This window comes from Alicyclobacillus herbarius DSM 13609 (assembly GCF_000430585.1).
Taxonomy (GTDB): Bacteria; Bacillota; Bacilli; order Alicyclobacillales; family Alicyclobacillaceae; genus Alicyclobacillus_G; species Alicyclobacillus_G herbarius.
The window spans coordinates 220,243-238,971 of record NZ_AUMH01000001.1 but is presented as its reverse complement, the minus strand read 5'-3'; the positions used below and the strand labels follow the sequence as shown (position 1 = coordinate 238,971).

At 58.4% G+C, this 18,729-nt stretch carries 18 protein-coding genes, 1 other RNA gene and 2 other annotated features; of the genes, 3 read left to right on the top strand and 16 right to left on the bottom strand.

What is annotated here, in order from left to right; genetic code table 11:
• Positions 1-3: 3 nt before the first annotated feature.
• From ruvX to H522_RS0101135, 6 genes are all read right to left on the bottom strand, one after another.
• Positions 4-459 (bottom strand): Holliday junction resolvase RuvX, encoded by a 456-nt coding sequence (ruvX, locus tag H522_RS16805; protein ID WP_051343586.1) that lies wholly within the window; start codon positions 457-459, stop codon positions 4-6.
• Positions 440-715 carry an IreB family regulatory phosphoprotein gene (locus H522_RS0101155; RefSeq protein WP_026960898.1) on the bottom strand — a complete coding sequence of 92 codons (276 nt, stop codon included), beginning with the start codon at positions 713-715 and terminating at the stop codon, positions 440-442. Before H522_RS0101155 ends, ruvX begins: the two co-directional genes overlap by 20 nt.
• Positions 716-872: 157 nt before the next feature.
• Entirely contained in the window at positions 873-3,512 is a 2,640-nt protein-coding gene (gene alaS / locus H522_RS0101150; RefSeq protein WP_026960897.1) for an alanine--tRNA ligase, read from the bottom strand.
• A gap of 50 nt (positions 3,513-3,562) precedes the next feature.
• Positions 3,563-3,780 (bottom strand) — a binding site (T-box leader).
• A gap of 133 nt (positions 3,781-3,913) precedes the next feature.
• Entirely contained in the window at positions 3,914-5,197 is a 1,284-nt protein-coding gene (aceA, locus tag H522_RS0101145) for an isocitrate lyase (RefSeq protein ID WP_026960896.1), read from the bottom strand.
• Between the two features lie 224 nt (positions 5,198-5,421).
• A complete protein-coding gene (locus H522_RS0101140) occupies positions 5,422-5,700 on the bottom strand; it encodes a hypothetical protein (protein ID WP_026960895.1) in 279 nt (92 codons plus the stop codon).
• 88 nt (positions 5,701-5,788) lie between these two features.
• A complete protein-coding gene (locus tag H522_RS0101135; protein WP_035451975.1) occupies positions 5,789-6,859 on the bottom strand; it encodes an AI-2E family transporter in 1,071 nt (356 codons plus the stop codon).
• Between the two features lie 233 nt (positions 6,860-7,092).
• Between H522_RS0101135 and H522_RS0101130 the strand changes: the two genes are divergently transcribed.
• Both H522_RS0101130 and crcB read left to right on the top strand, forming a co-directional pair.
• Positions 7,093-7,497 (top strand): fluoride efflux transporter FluC, encoded by a 405-nt coding sequence (locus H522_RS0101130; RefSeq protein ID WP_026960893.1) that lies wholly within the window; start codon positions 7,093-7,095, stop codon positions 7,495-7,497.
• A gap of 2 nt (positions 7,498-7,499) precedes the next feature.
• The gene (crcB, locus tag H522_RS0101125) at positions 7,500-7,880 is read left to right on the top strand and encodes a fluoride efflux transporter CrcB (RefSeq protein ID WP_026960892.1); all 381 of its coding nucleotides are present in this window, start codon (positions 7,500-7,502) and stop codon (positions 7,878-7,880) included.
• A 116-nt stretch (positions 7,881-7,996) separates the two neighbouring features.
• Here the strand turns inward: crcB and H522_RS16800 are convergent, their stop codons facing one another.
• The 8 genes from H522_RS16800 to H522_RS21365 all read right to left on the bottom strand — a co-directional run bounded on the left by H522_RS16800 (position 7,997) and on the right by H522_RS21365 (position 15,627).
• Positions 7,997-8,191: a hypothetical protein gene (locus H522_RS16800; RefSeq protein ID WP_035451973.1), complete on the bottom strand. Its 195-nt coding sequence runs from the start codon at positions 8,189-8,191 to the stop codon at positions 7,997-7,999.
• A 268-nt stretch (positions 8,192-8,459) separates the two neighbouring features.
• Complete coding sequence (locus tag H522_RS0101110; RefSeq protein WP_026960890.1) at positions 8,460-9,596, bottom strand: cysteine desulfurase family protein; 1,137 nt, start codon at positions 9,594-9,596, stop codon at positions 8,460-8,462.
• 63 nt (positions 9,597-9,659) lie between these two features.
• A complete protein-coding gene (locus tag H522_RS0101105) occupies positions 9,660-10,070 on the bottom strand; it encodes an RrF2 family transcriptional regulator (RefSeq protein WP_026960889.1) in 411 nt (136 codons plus the stop codon).
• Positions 10,071-10,072: 2 nt separating this feature from the next.
• Complete coding sequence (locus H522_RS16795; RefSeq protein ID WP_081411750.1) at positions 10,073-11,398, bottom strand: replication-associated recombination protein A; 1,326 nt, start codon at positions 11,396-11,398, stop codon at positions 10,073-10,075.
• Positions 11,399-11,662: 264 nt separating this feature from the next.
• A non-coding RNA gene (gene ssrS, locus H522_RS20835) (6S RNA) lies at positions 11,663-11,845 on the bottom strand.
• Between the two features lie 110 nt (positions 11,846-11,955).
• Positions 11,956-13,728 (bottom strand): aspartate--tRNA ligase, encoded by a 1,773-nt coding sequence (gene aspS, locus H522_RS0101095; protein WP_051343631.1) that lies wholly within the window; start codon positions 13,726-13,728, stop codon positions 11,956-11,958.
• Between the two features lie 26 nt (positions 13,729-13,754).
• Positions 13,755-15,026: a histidine--tRNA ligase gene (gene hisS, locus H522_RS0101090; RefSeq protein WP_026960887.1), complete on the bottom strand. Its 1,272-nt coding sequence runs from the start codon at positions 15,024-15,026 to the stop codon at positions 13,755-13,757.
• Between the two features lie 97 nt (positions 15,027-15,123).
• Positions 15,124-15,394: a binding site (T-box leader), on the bottom strand.
• Between the two features lie 59 nt (positions 15,395-15,453).
• The gene (locus H522_RS21365) at positions 15,454-15,627 is read right to left on the bottom strand and encodes a hypothetical protein (protein ID WP_155836101.1); all 174 of its coding nucleotides are present in this window, start codon (positions 15,625-15,627) and stop codon (positions 15,454-15,456) included.
• Positions 15,628-15,766: 139 nt separating this feature from the next.
• Here H522_RS21365 and H522_RS0101080 point away from each other — a divergent pair, with 139 nt between their 5' ends.
• Positions 15,767-17,065: a glutamate-1-semialdehyde 2,1-aminomutase gene (locus H522_RS0101080; RefSeq protein ID WP_026960886.1), complete on the top strand. Its 1,299-nt coding sequence runs from the start codon at positions 15,767-15,769 to the stop codon at positions 17,063-17,065.
• 100 nt (positions 17,066-17,165) lie between these two features.
• On the opposite strand, the gene trxA is transcribed toward H522_RS0101080, so the two are convergent.
• Together trxA and H522_RS16790 are read right to left on the bottom strand one after the other, a co-directional pair.
• A complete protein-coding gene (gene trxA, locus H522_RS0101075; RefSeq protein ID WP_026960885.1) occupies positions 17,166-17,483 on the bottom strand; it encodes a thioredoxin in 318 nt (105 codons plus the stop codon).
• Between the two features lie 148 nt (positions 17,484-17,631).
• Positions 17,632-18,723, bottom strand: coding sequence for a sodium:calcium antiporter (locus tag H522_RS16790; protein WP_051343584.1), 1,092 nt, complete (start codon positions 18,721-18,723; stop codon positions 17,632-17,634).
• Between the last annotated feature and the right edge of the window lie 6 nt (positions 18,724-18,729).

The following is an 18,729-nucleotide window of genomic DNA, read 5'->3' as shown; positions in this document are numbered from 1 at the left end:
CCGTTACTCGCTCCTATCCTCGGCCATCCGTCCGTGCGGCCCAGCGGGTCCACGATGGCGATCCAGCCATCCCTGCAGCATGACAGCGGCGGCCAGCTTGTCCACCACTTTCCGCCGCTTGTCGCGGCGAACATGGGCATCTATCAACATCCGCTCTGCCGCAACCGTCGTAAATCGTTCATCGTACAGCTCCACCGGGGTGTCAAGCCGGTTTGCCAAGCGCTTGGCAAATGCCTGGCACGCCTCCGCCCGTTCGCCGAGGGTGCCGTCCGTTTTACGCGGCAGGCCGACGACGACCATCTCTGCCCCGTACTCCAACACCAGGCGCGCAATCGCCTCGGCCGCCTCGTCGTCACTTTTCCGTTCCAACACAGTCAGCCCCTGCGCCAAGAGTCCGGTCGGATCGCTCACCGCGACACCGATGCGGGCGCGGCCGTAGTCAATGCCGAGGGCCCGCATCCTGCACATGTTCGGCGTAGCACCGAACCAGCTCTTCAATCAATTCGTCGCGCTCAATCCGACGGATGGTGTTGCGCGCATCCAAATGACTCGTGATGTAGGCTGGATCGCCAGAGATGAGATAGCCAGCAATCTGATACACGGGATTATACCCTTTTTCGGACAGTGCGCGATAGGCCAATTGAAACGCCCGGCGCGCCTCTGTGTTTTCGAGACGAGACTGGAACCGCATTGTTTCATCGGATCGGAATGCCATGGTGTTCTCCTACCCCCCGTCTACCGTTCCCCTGTAAGGGGTTGTCCGGAACGGCGTCAGAACTCCCCTTTCCGGACACACACACTTTTATTGTACTGTATTTTCGTGCAAGACGGGGACCCTTCCCCCATCGATTCGCCGCGATGTTGAGAACTGTTCAGCCGCTCACCTTGACGGCGTCCGCGATGATCTCTGGGACGCGCTCGATGGCCACCGGGAGCTTCGCCGCGTCTCGTCCCCCGGCCTGCGCCAAGTCCGCGCGCCCACCGCCACCGCCGCCAGTGATTTGGGCGACCTGGCGGATAATCTGGCCGGCGTGCAGGCCGCGCGTCTGCAAGTCGGCGGAAACGGCCGCCACCAGCTGCACCTTGCCGCCATGGTGGCTGCCGAGCACCACCACGACGCTGTCCAGGCGTTCGCGCAAGCTGTCGGCCAACTGGCGCAGTCCTTCCATGTCGGTGTCCGGAACCACCGCCGCGACCACCGGGATGCCGGCCACGTCGATCACCTGATTGGCTAGTTCGTCCGCCCGTGCCTGGCTCAGACGACTGCGCAGGGACGTCAGTTCGCGATCCCGCTCGTGCAGGTCCTCGAGCACGCGGTCAATACGCCCAACCAGGTCCGCAGTGGTGGTCTTCAACCGCTGGGCCGCCTCGCTTAGCAACCGTTCCTGGCTTTGTGCGAAGCGATACGCACCGCGTCCGGTGACCGCCTCAATCCGGCGCACCCCGGAACCGATGCCCGACTCGGAGACAATCCGAAACTGCCCAATCAGCCCCGTCCGTTCGACGTGGCAGCCGCCGCACAGTTCGATGCTCCAATCCCCCGCCTTGACCACGCGCACCCGCTTGCCGTACTTCTCACCGAACAGGGCCATCGCCCCCATCGCTTTGGCCGCGTCCAAATCCGTCTCAAAGATCTCGACCACGTCATCGCGCCAAATCGCGTCGTTGACCAGTTCCTCCACGCGCTCCAGCTCCTGGGCGCTGAGAGCGCCAAAGTGGGAGAAGTCAAACCGCAACCGGTCCGGTTCCACGAGCGATCCCGCCTGAGCCACGTGCGTTCCCAACACCTCGCGCAACGCCTTGTGCAACAGGTGGGTCGCCGTGTGGTTCTTGGCGATGTCCCGGCGCGCCGCCTTGTCGACTGCGGCGTGAACGCGGTCGCCCGTGTGCAGAATACCCGAATCGACGCGTACGGTGTGCACGTTCTGGCCATGCGGGGCTTTTTGCACATCCAACACGGTCATCTGCACGTGTTCCGCCGTTATGGTACCGGCATCGGCAATCTGTCCGCCACTCTCGGCGTAAAACGGCGTTTGATCAAGAATTACCTGGACTTCGGCGCCGTCCTCGGCGGTCTCCACCGACTGCCCGTTTTCCACAATGGCGAGAACGGTCGCTTCACACTCGAGCTGATTGTAGCCGATGAAGCGGCTGACGGCGGTAATGGACTCGAGCGCACCCCGGGTTGCGTTCATGCCCTCGACCGACTGACGGGCGGCGCGGGCCCGCTCCCGCTGCGCCTCCAGTTCCGCCTGGAACCCTTCCCGGTCGACCGCGATGCCGTGCTCTTGGGTGATTTCCTCGGTCAAATCGACCGGAAAACCAAACGTGTCATACAACCGAAACGCCTCTTCCCCCGAGAGGCGGTCTCCGCCCGCACGCCGAATCCGGTCCACCAGTTCCAAGAGCAGGGCTTCACCCTCGGCCAGGGTCGCCTGAAACCGCTCCTCTTCGGTCCGCACGACGCGCCCTATGAGCTCCTGTTTCTCGCGCACCTCGGGGTAATCGTCGCCCATGATAGCCGAGACCACCGGCACGAGTTGATACAGGAACGGCTTCTCCAACCCCAGCTTGCGCCCGCTGCGTACGGCCCGCCGCAGCAATCGGCGGATGATGTAGTGGCGTCCTTCGTTCCCCGGCAAGACCCCATCGCCCACCGCAAACACGACGGTGCGGACGTGATCGGCGATAATCTTGAAGTGCACATCCGCAGCCGGATCCTGGCCAAACGGTCGCTTGGCGATCTCAGCTATGCGCTCGAGGATGGGCAGGAACAAATCCGTCTCGAAGTTACTGTTGACTTCCTGTAGAACGGATGCGATGCGTTCCAAGCCCATGCCGGTGTCGATGTTCTTTTTTGGCAGAGGTGAGTATTCCCCGGACTTGTCTTTGTTGTACTGAGTAAACACCAGGTTCCAGATCTCAAGGAAGCGGTCGCAGTCGCAGCCTGGGCCGCAATCGGGGGAACCACAGCCAAACTCCACCCCGCGGTCGTAGAAGATCTCCGCACAGGGACCGCACGGACCCTCACCAATCTCCCAGAAGTTGTCCTCTTCGCCGCGGACAATGCGCTCATCCGGCAGGCCGACCACCTCGTGCCAGATTTGATAGGCTTCGTCGTCGGTCACGTGCACAGTCACCGACAAGCGATCCGGATCAAGTTCAAGATACTGGGTTAAGAACTCCCAAGCCCACGTAATCGCTTCGCGCTTGAAATAGTCCCCGAACGAAAAATTGCCAAGCATCTCAAAGAAGGTTTGGTGGCGCGCAGTGTGCCCCACATTCTCGATATCATTGGTGCGGATGCATTTTTGCGAGCTGACAATGCGCGGGCGCTCAGGAATCTCCCGACCGTCAAAGTACGGCTTCAAGGGTGCCATACCAGCATTAATCCATAACAGCGTCGGGTCGTGATGTGGAACCAAGCTGGCGCTGGGAAATACCAGATGCCCGCGCTCTGCGAAAAATTCTTTGTAGAGTCTACGGATTTCTTGTCCACTGAGGCGTTTCATCGAGACTGTCTCCTCCATTTCACCATTCACCAAAAAACTCCCCACATCCCAACAGGGACGAGAGGAGTCTACTCGCGGTACCACCCTGATTACGTACAACCCGGATATGGCTGTACGTCACTCGTGTCCGCAATAACGGGCGGATCCCGGTAAAAAAGGTCACTCCAGACTGGCTTCCGTCAGCCGGGGGGAGCGTCTCGCAGCCTGGGACGCCCTCTCTGAACCACCCGTGTGTCCCTGACGTACTTGGGTCCTTCATCGTTTTCGCATATAAGGCCTTTCAGACTACCTATTTCTGTCTCGCCTTGACGCAAAGTTTGCCTTATTGTACACGTGCCGGAAAGCGGTTGTCAAACTACCCCGCAACCAAATTGTGCCGCACGTCCACCCGTCCCTTCACATCAAGCCTTGGCGAACTGCTCTTCCTCTGTGGACCCCGTCAGCGCTGTCGTCGACGATAGACCGCCCGCAATCACCTGCGCGACTTCGTCAAAATAGCCGGTACCGACTTCACGCTGATGACGGGTCGCCGTATAGCCTCGCGCTTCACTTTGGAACTCGGCCTGCTGGAGTTCGGAATACGCCGCCATGCCGCGGCGGTTGTATTCATAAGCGAGTTCGAACATGCTGTGATTGAGCGCGTGAAATCCAGCCAGTGTGACGAATTGAAACTTATAGCCCATCTTCGCCAAAGTCTCTTGGAATTCCGCAATGGTCTTCGGATCAAGTTTTTTTCTCCAGTTAAACGAAGGCGAACAATTGTAGGCAAGCAGCTTGCCCGGGAATTCCGCGTGAATCCCTTCAGCAAACCGGCGGGCTTCGTCCAAATTCGGCTCGGATGTCTCACACCAAATCAGGTCCGCGTATGGCGCATAAGCCAACCCACGCGCAATCGCCGCCTCGATACCGCCCCGCATCCAATAAAATCCTTCGGGTGTCCGCTCCCCGGTTAAGAACGGTCGATCTCGTTCGTCAATGTCGCTCGTGATGAGGAAAGCCCCGTTTGCGTCGGTCCGTGCCACGAGCACGGTGGGCACACCCATGACGTCGGCCGCAAGGCGGGCCGCAGTCAAGTTGCGAACCGCGTGCGAGGTTGGAATCAAGACCTTGCCGCCCATGTGCCCGCACTTTTTCTCGGACGACAACTGGTCCTCGAAGTGCACGCCGGCCGCGCCCGCCTCAATCATCTGCTTCATCAATTCAAACACATTCAGCGGTCCGCCGAATCCAGCCTCTGCATCCGCCACAATCGGTACCAGCCAGTGGGTGTCGCCCGTTCCTTCCACTTTCTGAATTTGATCCGCCCGCAACAACGCCTGGTTGATGCGTTTGACCACGTGCGGGACACTGTTTGCGGGATACAGGCTCTGGTCTGGGTACATCTGTCCGGCCAGGTTGGCATCCGCCGCCACCTGCCAGCCGCTCAGGTAGATGGCCTTTAGCCCCGCCTTCACCTGCTGAACCGCCTGGTTCCCCGTCAACGCGCCTAGCGCGCGCACGAAGTCCTCCGTATGCAACAGATGCCACAGACGCTCCGCACCAAGCCGAGCCAGGGTGTGTTCAATCTGGATTGATCCACGCAGGCGAATCACATCCGCGGCAGTGTATGGCCGCTGGATGCCCTGCCACCGACTGTCCGTTTCCCAATACCTCTGCAACTCCTCCACAGTTTCAAAGTGTCCCATGCAAAGTCCCTCCCTTTTGTGTTGGTGAATTAACTGTAATACAACACGAGCAATAATGTAAATGTGTTATGTAACACCGGTCTGTGAACATTTTGTGTCTGAATCAATTCGCTGTTCGAGATTCCCGTTCCCTAATGAGTTCTCCCAAGAATAAAAAAACCAAGGACGCACCCTTGGTTGTTTCATGGGAATTTTGTATTTCGTATGAATACTGTCCTGGGCAGTTAAACAGGTTGACCGCCCAACCAGTTCAACAGCGCAATTAGAGCTTGACAGCCGGGAGCCAACGCCAATAACACACACAGCGTGGCATCGCGTAGGTAGCGTTCTTTATATCGGATTAAGACGACGAAACCGTAAATTCCGAGGAGCAGGCCGAGGCCAGCCAAAACCTCGTAGCCGGAGAAAAGATATGAGGGCAGCAAAGAAAGACCACGACAAACCGCCAACGCAAGGAACAGAACACAGTCCACCAATGCGACGAAGGTGGCCATCCTCTGCACACAGTCACCTCCCTGGAGCGGCGCTCCTATGTACGGCTTATCGCTTTCGGGGCCATTTTGCCATGCCCATCTCTGAACTGTCTAGGCCTTAGCCGGAGGGCGGTGTGTGATTGCGATATTCACGGATGTGCTGCCAGGCCACTTTGATGACGGCGACCAGGGGCACGGCTGCGATGAGCCCCAACATCCCCCCAATCTCTCCGCCAATCAAAATCGCCGCCACAATCAACATCGGGTGTAGATCCAAGGTCCGGCCCATAATTTGTGGGGAGATCAGATTCCCCTCCAGCTGCTGGACAGCCGCGTTGACCAAGATGACCTTCAGAGCCATTTGCGGACTGATGGCAAACGCCAACAGGACAGCTGGCGTCGCGCCTAGAAACGGCCCGATGTACGGAACTAAATCCATCAACGCCATGAGCAGAGCCAAAAGGAGCGCATACGGCATATGGACAATCAGGAGTCCGGCATAGGTCAAGATCCCCACCACGACCATGACCAGGAGCTGTCCCCGGACGTAGCGGCCCAGGGTGTCGTCAATTCCGGTGAGGATGTGACGTACTTCGTCGCGGTGTTGGGCAGGAAACAGGCGCACCATGGCACGGCCGATGGCGCGCGCGTCCTTGAGCATGTAAAACACCAGAAACGGGATGGTAAACGCTACGAAAATGGCGTTCACGGTTCCGCTCAGACCGGAGATCAGACGGGTTAACCAGGCGTTGACGCGCTGTTCCAAGTGGGCCGTGGCCGACTCCACCGTTTTTCGCAAAGTGTCTGGCAAATACCGCGTGTGGACCGATAAATTGTCCAGCCACGTGTCGACACGCTTGACGAGTCCAGGCAAATGCACCATCAGCTGATTGATTTGCTGGGATACGAGCGGAATGCAATTGACTACGAGCACGGCCACCAAGAGGATAAAGGCGATGTAAATCAGGGCAATCGCCGCCGTCCTTGGTACCCGGCGGCGCACCAACAACTCGACAATGGGCTGCAGGACGTAGGAAATGATGAGGGCGGCGAGGAACGGAATCAATACGACCTTGATGACCGCCCAAATGTCCCCAAAAAACGCCCGTAGTTGACCAATCAGATACAAGCAGAGCAGGGTGACGAAAACGGCGACCACAAAGCGCAGGTAGCCATCGGTGACACGCAAGTTCCATCCCCCCTGCCCCTACACAGCGAAACCATTCTCGTTGCAGTATATGCAGGCTTGGCCCCCTTCCATTCTCCCTGGCCGGGAAGTAGCCCAGACACGCGTTTGCGGAACCCGCTTTCTGCGCTCCCCGTTATGCCCAGAGAGTTCCTTGTGGCGCTTGTCCACGGTGTTCAAAATTTCGTATACTCTACCTACATTCTCGTCCAACGTATGGAAAGGGGAAGCTCGTTATGCCGTATTTGGCCGTCGCTCTCGGAGGATGTATCGGCGCTTGTCTGCGCTACCTCATCAGCGAATGGGTGGGTACGGTGCACGGCTTCCCGGTGGCGACGCTAGTCATCAATTGGTCCGGCAGCTTCTTCTTGACCTGGTTCTACACCGTTACTCTGGAACGTGTGTCCATCCACCCACACCTTCGACTGGGAATTGGCACCGGACTGGTAGGGGCGTTTACCACGTTCTCCACATTTACGACCGAGGTATGGACGCTCATCGTGGCACGGGCCTACCTGTGGGCGGGATTGTATGTACTCGCTTCATTTCTTGGCGGCCTGCTGCTCGCCGCGGCCGGTTTCTACATAGCGAATCGCAAGTCGCGTTTGTCGATCCCGGAAGACGTTCGGGAGGAGGCGTGAATATGGCGTGGGTGTGGGTCGGAGTTGGCGGTATCCTGGGCGCCTTGTGCCGGTACCAGTTGTCGCGCTGGATTGGGGAACGCATAATAGTCTCTTTTCCGTTGGCAACTCTCATCATAAATGTCAGTGGTTCCTTTCTCTTGGGATGGTTGACGCACAATCTGGGTCTGCTGCTGCCCGAGTCCATCAGTCCCGCTGCGATGCTGTTATTGGGGACCGGGCTGTGTGGGGCGTATACAACCTTCTCGACGTTTTCGTACGAGTCGGTCATCCTGCTCCGCGAACGCCGATTTGAAGCCGCAGCCGTCTATATCTTGGCCTCGGCCTTCTGCGGCATCGCTGCAGCAGCGCTCGGTCTGTATGGGATACCCACCGCACACTAACCGCTGGTGGTTAAGAACGGATAGAGCCCCCATGCCGGGCGTACCGAAAAAGGCGTGCAGGGTGACCTGCACGCCTTTTTCGGTACATCGAATTATGATCGAACAGCCAACGCGCTTTAAACGGCTTCCGAGCCTAAGCCCACCGATGGGCCCTCCAATTGGTCGACCGCCACCAAAGAGCCGTCCTCTGCCACTTCGTAGACCTTGACCTCTTCGCCAGCCACGTTAAACTCCATGAAGCAACCCCAGCAATAGTACTGGTTCGCCCCAATCTTCCCGACGTCGCGACAATTACAATGTGGACATCTCATCGTCCTGACCCCTTTGCCAAAAGTCCTAACATTATCCTATCCACTTGCACATCTTTGCAAACGGATGATGCAAAGAAGAAGTCCATGAAAAAGAGTGTCTTTTTCTGAAAATATTGTACAGATAAATATTTCGTATACAGAAACATATGTACACGAAAATCTATTGATATGGTAAACCATCTGTCCAACTGTTGCAATATAGGAATTGGTACAGTCCTCGCTAACCCCATATCCTGCAAAGGAAAACACGGCGCGCCAAATGTTTGCATCAGGTGTCTCGACGCAGGTCTGCCAACACGGAAGCGAGGATTTGCAGGGCACGTTCGATATCCGTTTCCTGTGTGTCTTCGGAAAAACTGAAACGCACCGCCGACCTAACTCGGTCTTCCGGCAGCCCGCAGGCAGACAGAACATGACTCGGCTCCAGGCTGCCGGCCGAACAGGCTGCGCCTGCGGAGGCAGCGACCCCTTCCAAGTCCAGCCGCATCAACAGTGTCTCATTGCGAACGCCCGCAAAGCTCACATTGACGATGGCAGGAGACGCGTCTGTGGGCGTGTTCATCGATACCCCAGGAATTTGCGCGAGTCCACGACAAAACCTGTCCCGTACGGCCCGAATGTGTTCGCGTCGCTCTGGCCCTGTCTGCAACAACCGCCGAGCCGCGGCGCCAAAGCCGACGATGGCTGGGACGTTCTCGGTTCCGGCACGCCGGTTTCTCTCCTGCGCTCCTCCCCGCAGGACAGGGGTCCAGCGTGTTCCCTGCCGGATGTACAAAAGGCCAACACCCTGAGGACCGTGAACCTTATGGGCCGAGAAACTGGCTAAGTCCACCCCCATCACGTCGGGACCTAGGTCGATGATACCTAGAGCCTGAATCATATCGGAGTGAACCACAACCTCTGGATGTTTAGCCTTGATTGCCGCTGTGACTTCACGCACCGGCTGGATGGTGCCAAGCTCGTTGTTGACCGCCATCAGAGAAACCACGCATGTGTCCGCCTCAATGGCACAAAGCAGTCGGGACACATCCACTCGTCCTGCCTCGTCCACGTCCACCTGCGTAACGCGAGCTCCAAGCGCCTCAAGCAAGTCGCAGGTGTGAAGGACAGCATGATGTTCGACTGCGGATACGACCACATGACCTTTTCCGCCCGCAGCAAGAAACGCGCCGACCAGCGCGGCCTGCACCGCCTCCGTGCCCCCCCCCGTGAAGACCAAGTCTCGAGCCTTACACCCGATGAGACGCGCCAGGTCAAGCCGCGCCTCGTCGATGGCCGCGCGCATCCGTCGCCCATACTGATGCAGGCTGGACGGGTTGCCCGGCGGACCGGACAGGCAAGCCTGCATGGCTTCGACAACCTCGGGATACGGGGCGGTCGTCGCTGCATGATCTAGATAAATCACCGTTCCTGCTCCTTTAAGAGGCTGTCCAGAAAGGGTCAGAACTCCTCTTTCTGGACACGCGCTTTAAATGTAATACATGAAGGTTCCGTCGTGCTTATCCTTCATGTTGACCAGGTCTTCCAGGGTAAATCCCTCCAATACGGACAGGATAGCCTGACGAAGTTTACCCCAGAGTTCAGCAAAGCCGTCATCAATGTCATCATCGACCAGATCCAGCGGTCCCTCCAGGGTGAGAATGACGTCTTTTACGGTAATTTCGTCTTTCCCTTTGGCAAGCACATATCCGCCGTATGCACCACGAATACTGCGCACCAGACCCGCGTTGCGCAAGGGTGCAATTAATTGTTCCAAGTAGTGTTCCGAAAGAGATTGACGTTCTGCAATCGACTTGACCGAGACCGGATTGTGGCCTTCACTCGCCGCTAAATCAACCATCAGCATCAGGCCGTAGCGGCCTTTGGTGGAAATCTTCATCTTCACCTCAGCCCCTTGGATTCGCTCTCACTCTGTCGATACACGGTGGAAACCCGGGCAACCGCATCCGCGTCATAGTAGCAGCGCGGTGTTACCCCCTCCGGCCAGTAGTTCTGTTCTACATAGGCCCCTGGATAGTCATGCGGGTATTTATAACCCACGCCGCTCCCCAGGCGCTCCGCGCCTTTATATCCCGTGCCGCGCAGATGCGCGGGCACCGTCAGCGAAATGCCGGCGCGAACGTCCGCCAGGGCCTGGTTAATCCCTTTGTACGCATGGTTGGATTTGGGCGCCGTGGCCAAGTAGGTGGTCACCTGCGCTAACGGGATACGCCCTTCCGGCATGCCAATCGCTTCCACGGCATGGAGAGCCGCCACCGCCAAGGGCAGTGCCTGCGCATCCGCGTTTCCGATATCCTCGGACGCCAGGATGATCAAACGCCTGGCGATGAAGCGCGGGTCCTCCCCGCCTTCAATCATTTTCGCCAGCCAGAGTAGGGCCGCATTCGCATCCGATCCGCGCACCGACTTGATAAAGGCGGAAATTGTATCGTAGTGCTCGTCCCCGTTTCGGTCATAGAGCACCGGCCGCTGCTGAAGCACAGACTGGATGACGTCGCGCGTGATGCGCGTGCTTCCGTCGGCGTCAAGCGCTGCGGCCATGGTTGCCATCTCAAGCGTGTTCAGTACCCGCCGGGCATCTCCGCCCGCGCCGCGAATCAGGAGCCTCTCCGCGTCCTCGTTCAGGGTGACCTGGTAGCGGCCCAGCCCGCGCTCTTTATCGGCGAGGGCACGGTGCACCAGCACCCGCAGGTCCGCCTCGCGAAGCGGACGCAGCCGAAACACGTGCGACCTTGAAACCAAGGCAGGATTGACATGGATGTGCGGGTTTTCCGTAGTGGCCCCAATCAGTGTAATCAGACCGGCTTCCACGTGCGGCAACAAAGCGTCTTGCTGAGCCTTATTGAAGCGATGAATCTCGTCGATGAACAAAAGGGTCCGCCGCTGGTAGAGCGCCTGCTCTTCCTTGGCCGTCTCCACGACCTGCCGAATATCGGCCACACCGGCTGAAACGGCGTTCAAGGTGGTGAAGTGCGCCTTGGTTTCGTTCGCCATCACCTGTGCCAAGGTGGTTTTCCCCGTTCCCGGTGGGCCAAACAGCAGGACCGAAACCATGCGGCCAGCTTGCATGACCCGCCGCAGCATGCTGCCCGGCCCTACCAGGTGCTCCTGGCCCACCACCTCGTCAAACGTCCTGGGACGCATCCGATAAGCCAGCGGCGCGTTTTCGTCCTGCTGCTCCTGTGCCTGCCATGTAAACAAATCCACTTTTATCGACCTGCCTGTACGGCCTGAGCCGAAATTTTCTATTTCCAAGCAACCCGCTCAACATTATTCCATTATAAGGAGTATCAACATTCCGGCGCAACCGTTCCCTCCGAGGCCGTCGCATCTCCAGTAGAACCCCGTTCGATTCCAGCCAAGCCTCGCCGAGCACCCGTCAATCGCGAGCTTCCGGAATCATGAGCATCCGCAAAATTTAAAAAAGCAACGGGACATCCCCGTTGCTTGACGTTCGGCAAGTTATGCGCGATGCGCCCCGCCCCTGCCGTGAAACCTGTAGTTTTGAACCTGCTCTCGCAGGTGGGTGTCCTGCTCTGACGTGAGACAAGTCCTCTTGTGACGAGGCAGGTGTTCACGAAAGAGACTCCGAACTCCCTTTCAAATGGGTGTTGGCTCAAAACGAGGAGGCTTACACCAACAGCGCAGGGCGTCATCGGTTGTGTGCTGTTATCGTATCACCATCGCCGTCCGCGCGCAAGTCGACAGCCGATTACACTTTTTGGCTGATCCGCGATGACATGGCCTGACTCGATGACGCAGCCTCATACAAGCGACTTGGCGGATCGCACACGCTCGGCCAAATCTAACCCGAGCACGGCCAGCTGCTCGGGACTGACATCCCCCGGAGCCCCAGTCAACAAATCGGTGCCGCTGGAGGTCTTGGGGAACGCGATGCAATCACGCAGGGACTTCCGCCCCCCCATAATCATCACCAGTCGGTCGAACCCGAACGCGATGCCCCCGTGCGGCGGTGTGCCATACTCAAACGCGTCCAATAGGAAGCCGAACTTCTCATACGCCTCCTCGGGCGAGAAGCCAAGTCGTTCGAACATCTGGTTCTGAATCTCGCGCCGATAGATGCGCATGCTCCCGCCGGCGACCTCAAATCCGTTGAGCACCAGGTCGTACGCCTCGGCACGCACCGCCAACGGGTTGTCCGCAAGCAGCGGCAGGTCTTCCCACTTTGGCATGGTGAACGGGTGGTGCATGGCCACGTACCGACCCTCTTCTTCGTCATACTCGAGCAACGGAAAATCGACCACCCACAGGAAGTGGAAACCATCCTTGGCCAGCTTCAGGTCGGCCCCCAGGCGGCTGCGCACAGCCCCCAACGCCGGCAGGACCACCTGGCGCGGTCCGGCCGCAATGAACACCAAATCGCCCATCTCGGCCCCGGCCCGTGAGGCCAACGCGCGCAGCTCGTCTTCTGTGAAAAACTTGGCGATGGACGACTTCACACCGCCTTCTGTCAAGGCGATGGTCGCGAGCCCCCGGAGTCCGTAGGAAGCCACGAATTGGTTCCACTCGTCCAGCTGTTTGCGCGACCAGGTCGCGCAACCGGGTGCCCGCACCGCCTTGACGACACCGCCGGCAGCGAGGGCATCGCGAAAGACGCGAAACTCGGTTTCCGTTACGAGATCGCCCAAATCCGTCAATTCCAGACCAAAGCGAATGTCCGGTTTATCCGATCCGTACCTCTCCATGGCCTCTTGGTAGCTCAAGCGCAGAAACGGAGTCGCCAGGTTTACGCCGAGGACGTCGCGAAAGACCTCGACCATCATCTCTTCCATCATTGACTGGAACGTTTCCTTCGGGATGAACGACTGCTCAATATCAAACTGCGTGAACTCCGGCTGTCTGTCGGCCCGCAGGTCTTCATCGCGAAAACACCGGGCCATCTGGTAGTAACGCTCGACACCGGCGACCATCAAGAGTTGCTTGAACAACTGCGGCGACTGTGGCAAGGCGTAGAACTCCCCCGGCTGGAGACGGCTCGGAACCAAGTAGTCGCGCGCCCCCTCCGGCGTGCTGCGGGTCAACATCGGCGTTTCCACTTCGAGAAACCCGTGTTCATCCAGGTATCTCCGCATCGCCCGCGCCACTTGATGGCGCAGCTTCAGCATCTGCTGCATCTCCGGCCGTCGCAAATCCAAGTAACGGTACCGCAGGCGTACGGCTTCATCCACCTCAATCCCGTCCTCAATGTAAAACGGCGGTGTCTTCGAGGCGTTGAGAATCTCTAGCTCCTGGACCGAGAGCTCAATGTGTCCGGTCTCGATTTTGGGATTGACTACCTTTTCATCCCGCTGAACGACCGTACCCTTAACCGCAATCACATACTCGCTGCGCAGCTGCCCAGCCCGCTCCAAAACCGCTTTGGGCGTCCCCTTTTCGGCGTCGAAGACGAGCTGGATAATCCCCGTCCGGTCGCGCAAATCGATAAAGACAATGCTGCCTAAGTCGCGGCGCCGGCTGACCCAACCAGTGAGCGTCACTTGCCCACCCGCGGGCACCTGCAACGTATCGTGGACCATGTGAGATCGAATCAGTGTCGGACCGTTCACGCCTGCCCCTCCTTGACTGCCTGAATGTGCTCGACCAACTCGACCAATGGAAGTGTGGTCTGCTCACCCGTATTCAGGTCCTTGACGGTAACCTGCTGCTGCTCTTGCTCCAGCGAACCGACGACGACGGCGAAGCGCGCCCGCTCCCGGTCGGCTGCTTTGAATTGGGCTTTGACGCTGCGCCCTTGATAGTCCCTATCTGCGAGGAGCCCGGCTTTGCGCAAGCTCTGCAAGACGCTCATCGCATAGACGTCGGCCTCCTCGTCCGCGGTCACGACATAAGCGTCCAAGCGCTCATCCTGCATCGACGTCAGGGCACCTTGTTCGGACAGTATGAACAGTACCCGTTCGATGCCAGTGGCAAAACCGACCCCCGGCGTCTCGGGACCCCCGACTTCGCGCACCAGCGAATTGTACCGGCCGCCGCCGCCAATCGTACCAAATCCAGCCACCTTCATCTCCCAAGCCGTTCGCGTGTAGTAGTCCAGCCCACGTACGAGGTACGGATCGACCGAATAAGAGACGCCAAGCGCGTCCAAGTAGTGCCGCACCGAGGCAAAGTGGGATTCGCACTCGGGACAGAGCTTATCGAGAATGGTCGGCGCGCCCACCTCCTGCAACAGCGCCTGACAGCGGTCATTCTTGCAGTCAAATATGCGCAATGGGTTGCGCTCCAGGCGATTTTGGCAGTCCTTGCAGAGCCGGTCTTTGACCGGGCGCAGCCGCTCGAGCATCTGCTCACGGTGCTGTGGACGGCACACCGGGCAACCGACACTGTTGATGACCGCCTGCGCCTGATGTATGCCAAGTGCGTGCAGTTGATAGAGGTGCAGGGTAATCACTTCTGCATCGAGCGCGGGAGCGTCGGAGCCCAAGACCTCGCACCCGTACTGGTGAAACTGTCGCTCACGGCCCTTCTGCGGCTTTTCGTAGCGAAACATAGGCCCGATGTAGTAAAGCTTTACAGTGCCTGGCTGTCCGTACAGCTTGTTTTCCACATAGGCACGAATGACGCCGGCTGTGCCCTCGGGACGTAGCGTGAGACTGCGGCCGCCCCGGTCATCAAATGTATACATTTCCTTTTCGACAATATCGGTGGTCTCCCCAACACCGCGGGCAAACAACTCGGTGTGCTCAAACATGGGTGTGCGGATCTCCGCGTAGTGGTACTCGGCAAACGTCCTCCTCACGACGCTTTCGAGGTAACGCCAGGCACCCGCGTCTTGCGGCAGCACATCCGAAGTGCCGCGTGGGCGCTGAACCAGCATCCCGTCACCTTCTTTCCTTGAAATGACCTACAGCACAAATCATCCAAAACCGACACCAGTCAAACGAAAAGCGCCCTCCGTCCATCTGCCGGAAACCGACAGGGACGAAAGGCGCTGCCTTCCGCGGTGCCACCCTGTTTGAGACATCCCAGGCTTATCAGCCCGATATCTCCTCTTTCGTACGCGTAACGGGCGCCGCCGCCTTCCCTTGGGACCTGTGCGTCGGACTTTGAAGTCTCTTGACTAACAGGTCGTTGAAGAAGGTTCTCAGAGGTGTCGTTCCCGTCCGATCTGCAAACCTGCTTCCAGCCAAGGCAGGTCTCTCTGTGTGCATCCAGAGCGGTACTCATCCTCGTCATCAAATCCGTATGGTTTGACTTTGCCAGAAAGAATTAATTGCAAATTATACGCATACGCTGGCAACCTGTCAATTTCTCCGCGCGAGTCCTGCCCTTCCCGGTCGCTCCCCCGGCGCCCAGGACGTGTCCGCCGGACGCCAGCGAATACACTCCGCCTCCGCCTCCATGCGCGTGCCGCGAATCTCCATCACCAGCTCCGACATGGGTCTGCCTGTATGTTCGAATACCTCAGACCGCTCCACATCCCCACCTCCGGCCGCACCTTCCTTTCCGGATTAGGGTGCGCCATCTGCGGTTGCAGCATGCAAAGTGTGATACCATCATGGGCGTGATCAACCCTTATCTGGTATCGGAGGAGAGCGAAGGATGAGTTCAACCGTGATGAACATTGCGCAGTCACGCGCCTGGTACGAACGGGCGGAAGGAGTCATCATCGGGGGGGTCAACAGCCCCTCCCGCTCGTTTAAATCGGTTGGCGGGGGCGTACCGATTGTCATGGCGAGGGGAGAAGGGGCGTACCTGTTTGACGTCGACGGCAACCGCTACATCGACTATCTGGGGGCATATGGCCCCGGCATACTCGGTCATGCCCATCCGCATGTGATGGAGGCGCTGCGACAAGCCACCTACGATGGCATCCTGTATGGGACGCCGACACGCTGGGAGGTGGAATTTGCGGAACGCCTGCGCGAAGCGATCCCGGATTTAGAGCGGATTCGCTTCGTCAACTCGGGGACGGAGGCGGTCATGACCACCATCCGCGTGGCCCGTGCTGCCACCAACCGGACTAAGGTCATCAAGTTCGCCGGGTGCTATCATGGACATTCTGACCTGATGCTGGTTGCAGCCGGGTCGGGACCGTCATCCATCGGCGTTCCAGACAGCGCCGGCGTCACGGCCGCGACGGCCGGTGAGGTCGTAACCGTGCCCTACAACGACCTGCCGGCACTGACTGAGGCGCTTAAAGTTCACGGGGGAGACGTGGCGGCGGTCTTGGTGGAACCGATTGTCGGCAATTTCGGCATTGTTCCACCCGAAGACGGATACTTGGCCGCCGTCATTGAGGCGGCGCATCAGGTCGGAGCGCTGGTCATCTTCGACGAAGTCATCACAGCGTTTCGATTCCATTACGGATCGGCCGCACAGCTGTACGACGTCCATCCCGATTTATACGCGTTGGGTAAGATTATCGGGGGTGGGCTCCCGATTGGCGCCTATGGCGGCAAACGGGAAGTCATGGAGCTAGTCGCCCCGTTGGGGCCTGCGTATCAGGCCGGGACGATGGCTGGCAATCCGGCCTCCATGCGCAGCGGCTTAGCCTGTTTGGAAGTTCTGTCACAACCCGGTTTTTACGAGCACCTCGACCGGTTGGGGCAACGTTTGCAGGAGGGCATTCAGGCGGCTGCGAAGAGCGAAGGGATTGACCTGACCATCAATCGTGTGAAGGGGGCGTTCACCGTCTTTTTCGGCACCCAACCGGTGCGCAACTACGCAGACGCACAAGCGACCGACAGTCAGCGGTTTGCGCAATTTTTCCATGCCCTGCTCAAACGCGGTGTGTTCATTGCGCCATCCAAATACGAAGCCTGGTTTGTCTCGGCTCCGCACACCGACGCAGACGTGGACATGACCCTCTCTGCATGCGCGGCGGCGTTTCAAGAAATGTCCGCCACCTCGTGATGGACTCACCCTGTGTCGATAACGATGGCGTACATGAAAAATCAGCCCACAGGCGGAGAGGTTTTCTCCGCTGCGGGCTGATTTCTGCTTGGACTATCGGTCAGTTGAGTACGTCCGCCAGTTGTGCAACCATGTCGCTCTTAGGACGATACCCGACCAATTGCTTGACCACTTCGCCGCCTTTGAACACGAGCACCGTGGGCACGCTCATAATCCCAAATTTCTGGGTCGTCTCTGGATTTTCGTCGACGTCGAGTTTCCCCACCTTCAGCTTATCGGCATACTCCTTGGCCACATCTTCGATGACCGGTGCCAGCATCTTACACGGACCGCACCAGGTCGCCCAAAAATCGACCAGAACCGGTTTATCCGATTGAATGAACGAAGCGAAATTCGCGTCCGTTACGACTTCCGGCATTCTATCTCCCCCCGCGAAACCATTGCATCCATATTGCGGTCACGGCCCTGCAATACGGTGCAACATCAATGTATTGCCATGCGGCTCTCATTGTACCACAGTCGTGCGGCCTGCTTGTAGTACTCACCTGTGAAAGGCTTGGACATACCTACGGTTCACTGCGATAGCGTGCCCGCATCCCCAAGGTCAAAAGCAGCATGGCGCCAAGAAGGGCGCCGCTGACCCAGTAGACAATGTGGGGGTCATAACGCAAGGCCAGCGCTTGCAGGGGGAGCACCCAGTACAGTAAGGATGCGCACAGCAACACCCCCGGGGAAAGCGCCTGATGCAACCGGAACATGCCAAACACGAAAGCAGCCGCTGCCAGGGTCAGGCCGCCGGTCAACTGTGCGTCCATGTTCAGTCGCCAAGGGGTCAACAGGATACCGATAGCCGGTACGAGCGTACTTTGAAAAACCATCGCCCCGGTGATATTCCCAACCGCTAAGGTATCCTTCCCCTGGTGTATCCAGACCACACTGTTCAAGGTTTCTGGGAGTTCCGTAGCCAGCGGAATCAAGAGGGCAGACAAGATAAACGGCGGGATGTTCAACCATTTTGCAATTTGTTCCACGCCGCTACTGAGCAAATGTGCGCCGCCGATAATAAGCCCCAGGGACAACAGCAGTTGAAGCATGATATGGGGCATCATGGGTAGCGGCGCCTGTCCCTGTAGATAGAGTGGATGAATCGGTCCAGATGCCTCAGCGGAATCCCGGGCCCGTAGCGTCAAAAACAGAAAAAGTGTATACAGCGCCATCAAAGCCCAAGGGACGAACGATTTGGAATGAGGGAGTCTGACGACGCCAACCACCAGGGCGAGGGAATAGGCAACAAGAAAAAAAGCCATATCGCGTTGAAACGAAACCGGATTCACTTCCAGCGCAGGGAAGCTGCGCCTGCGCACCAACAGGGCCGCCAAGGCCATAATGAGCGACCCGAGTGTCGCTAAGAGGAACGGTGCGCCCAGGATACCACCGATACCGACGTCCTGAGCGTCCCGAGAACCGCCACCAAGGATAATGGCTGTAATCGGGACCGCCGTCTCTGGCAATGCGGTCCCCAGGGCCGCGAGGACGCTCCCTACAGCACCTTGACTGAGGCCCAGTCGACGGCCTAGCCACTCCACCGCATTGGTAAACAACTCTGCCCCAAATAAAATCATTGCCAGGGCCAGCAGGATAGCCACCACGACCTGCATGCCAAT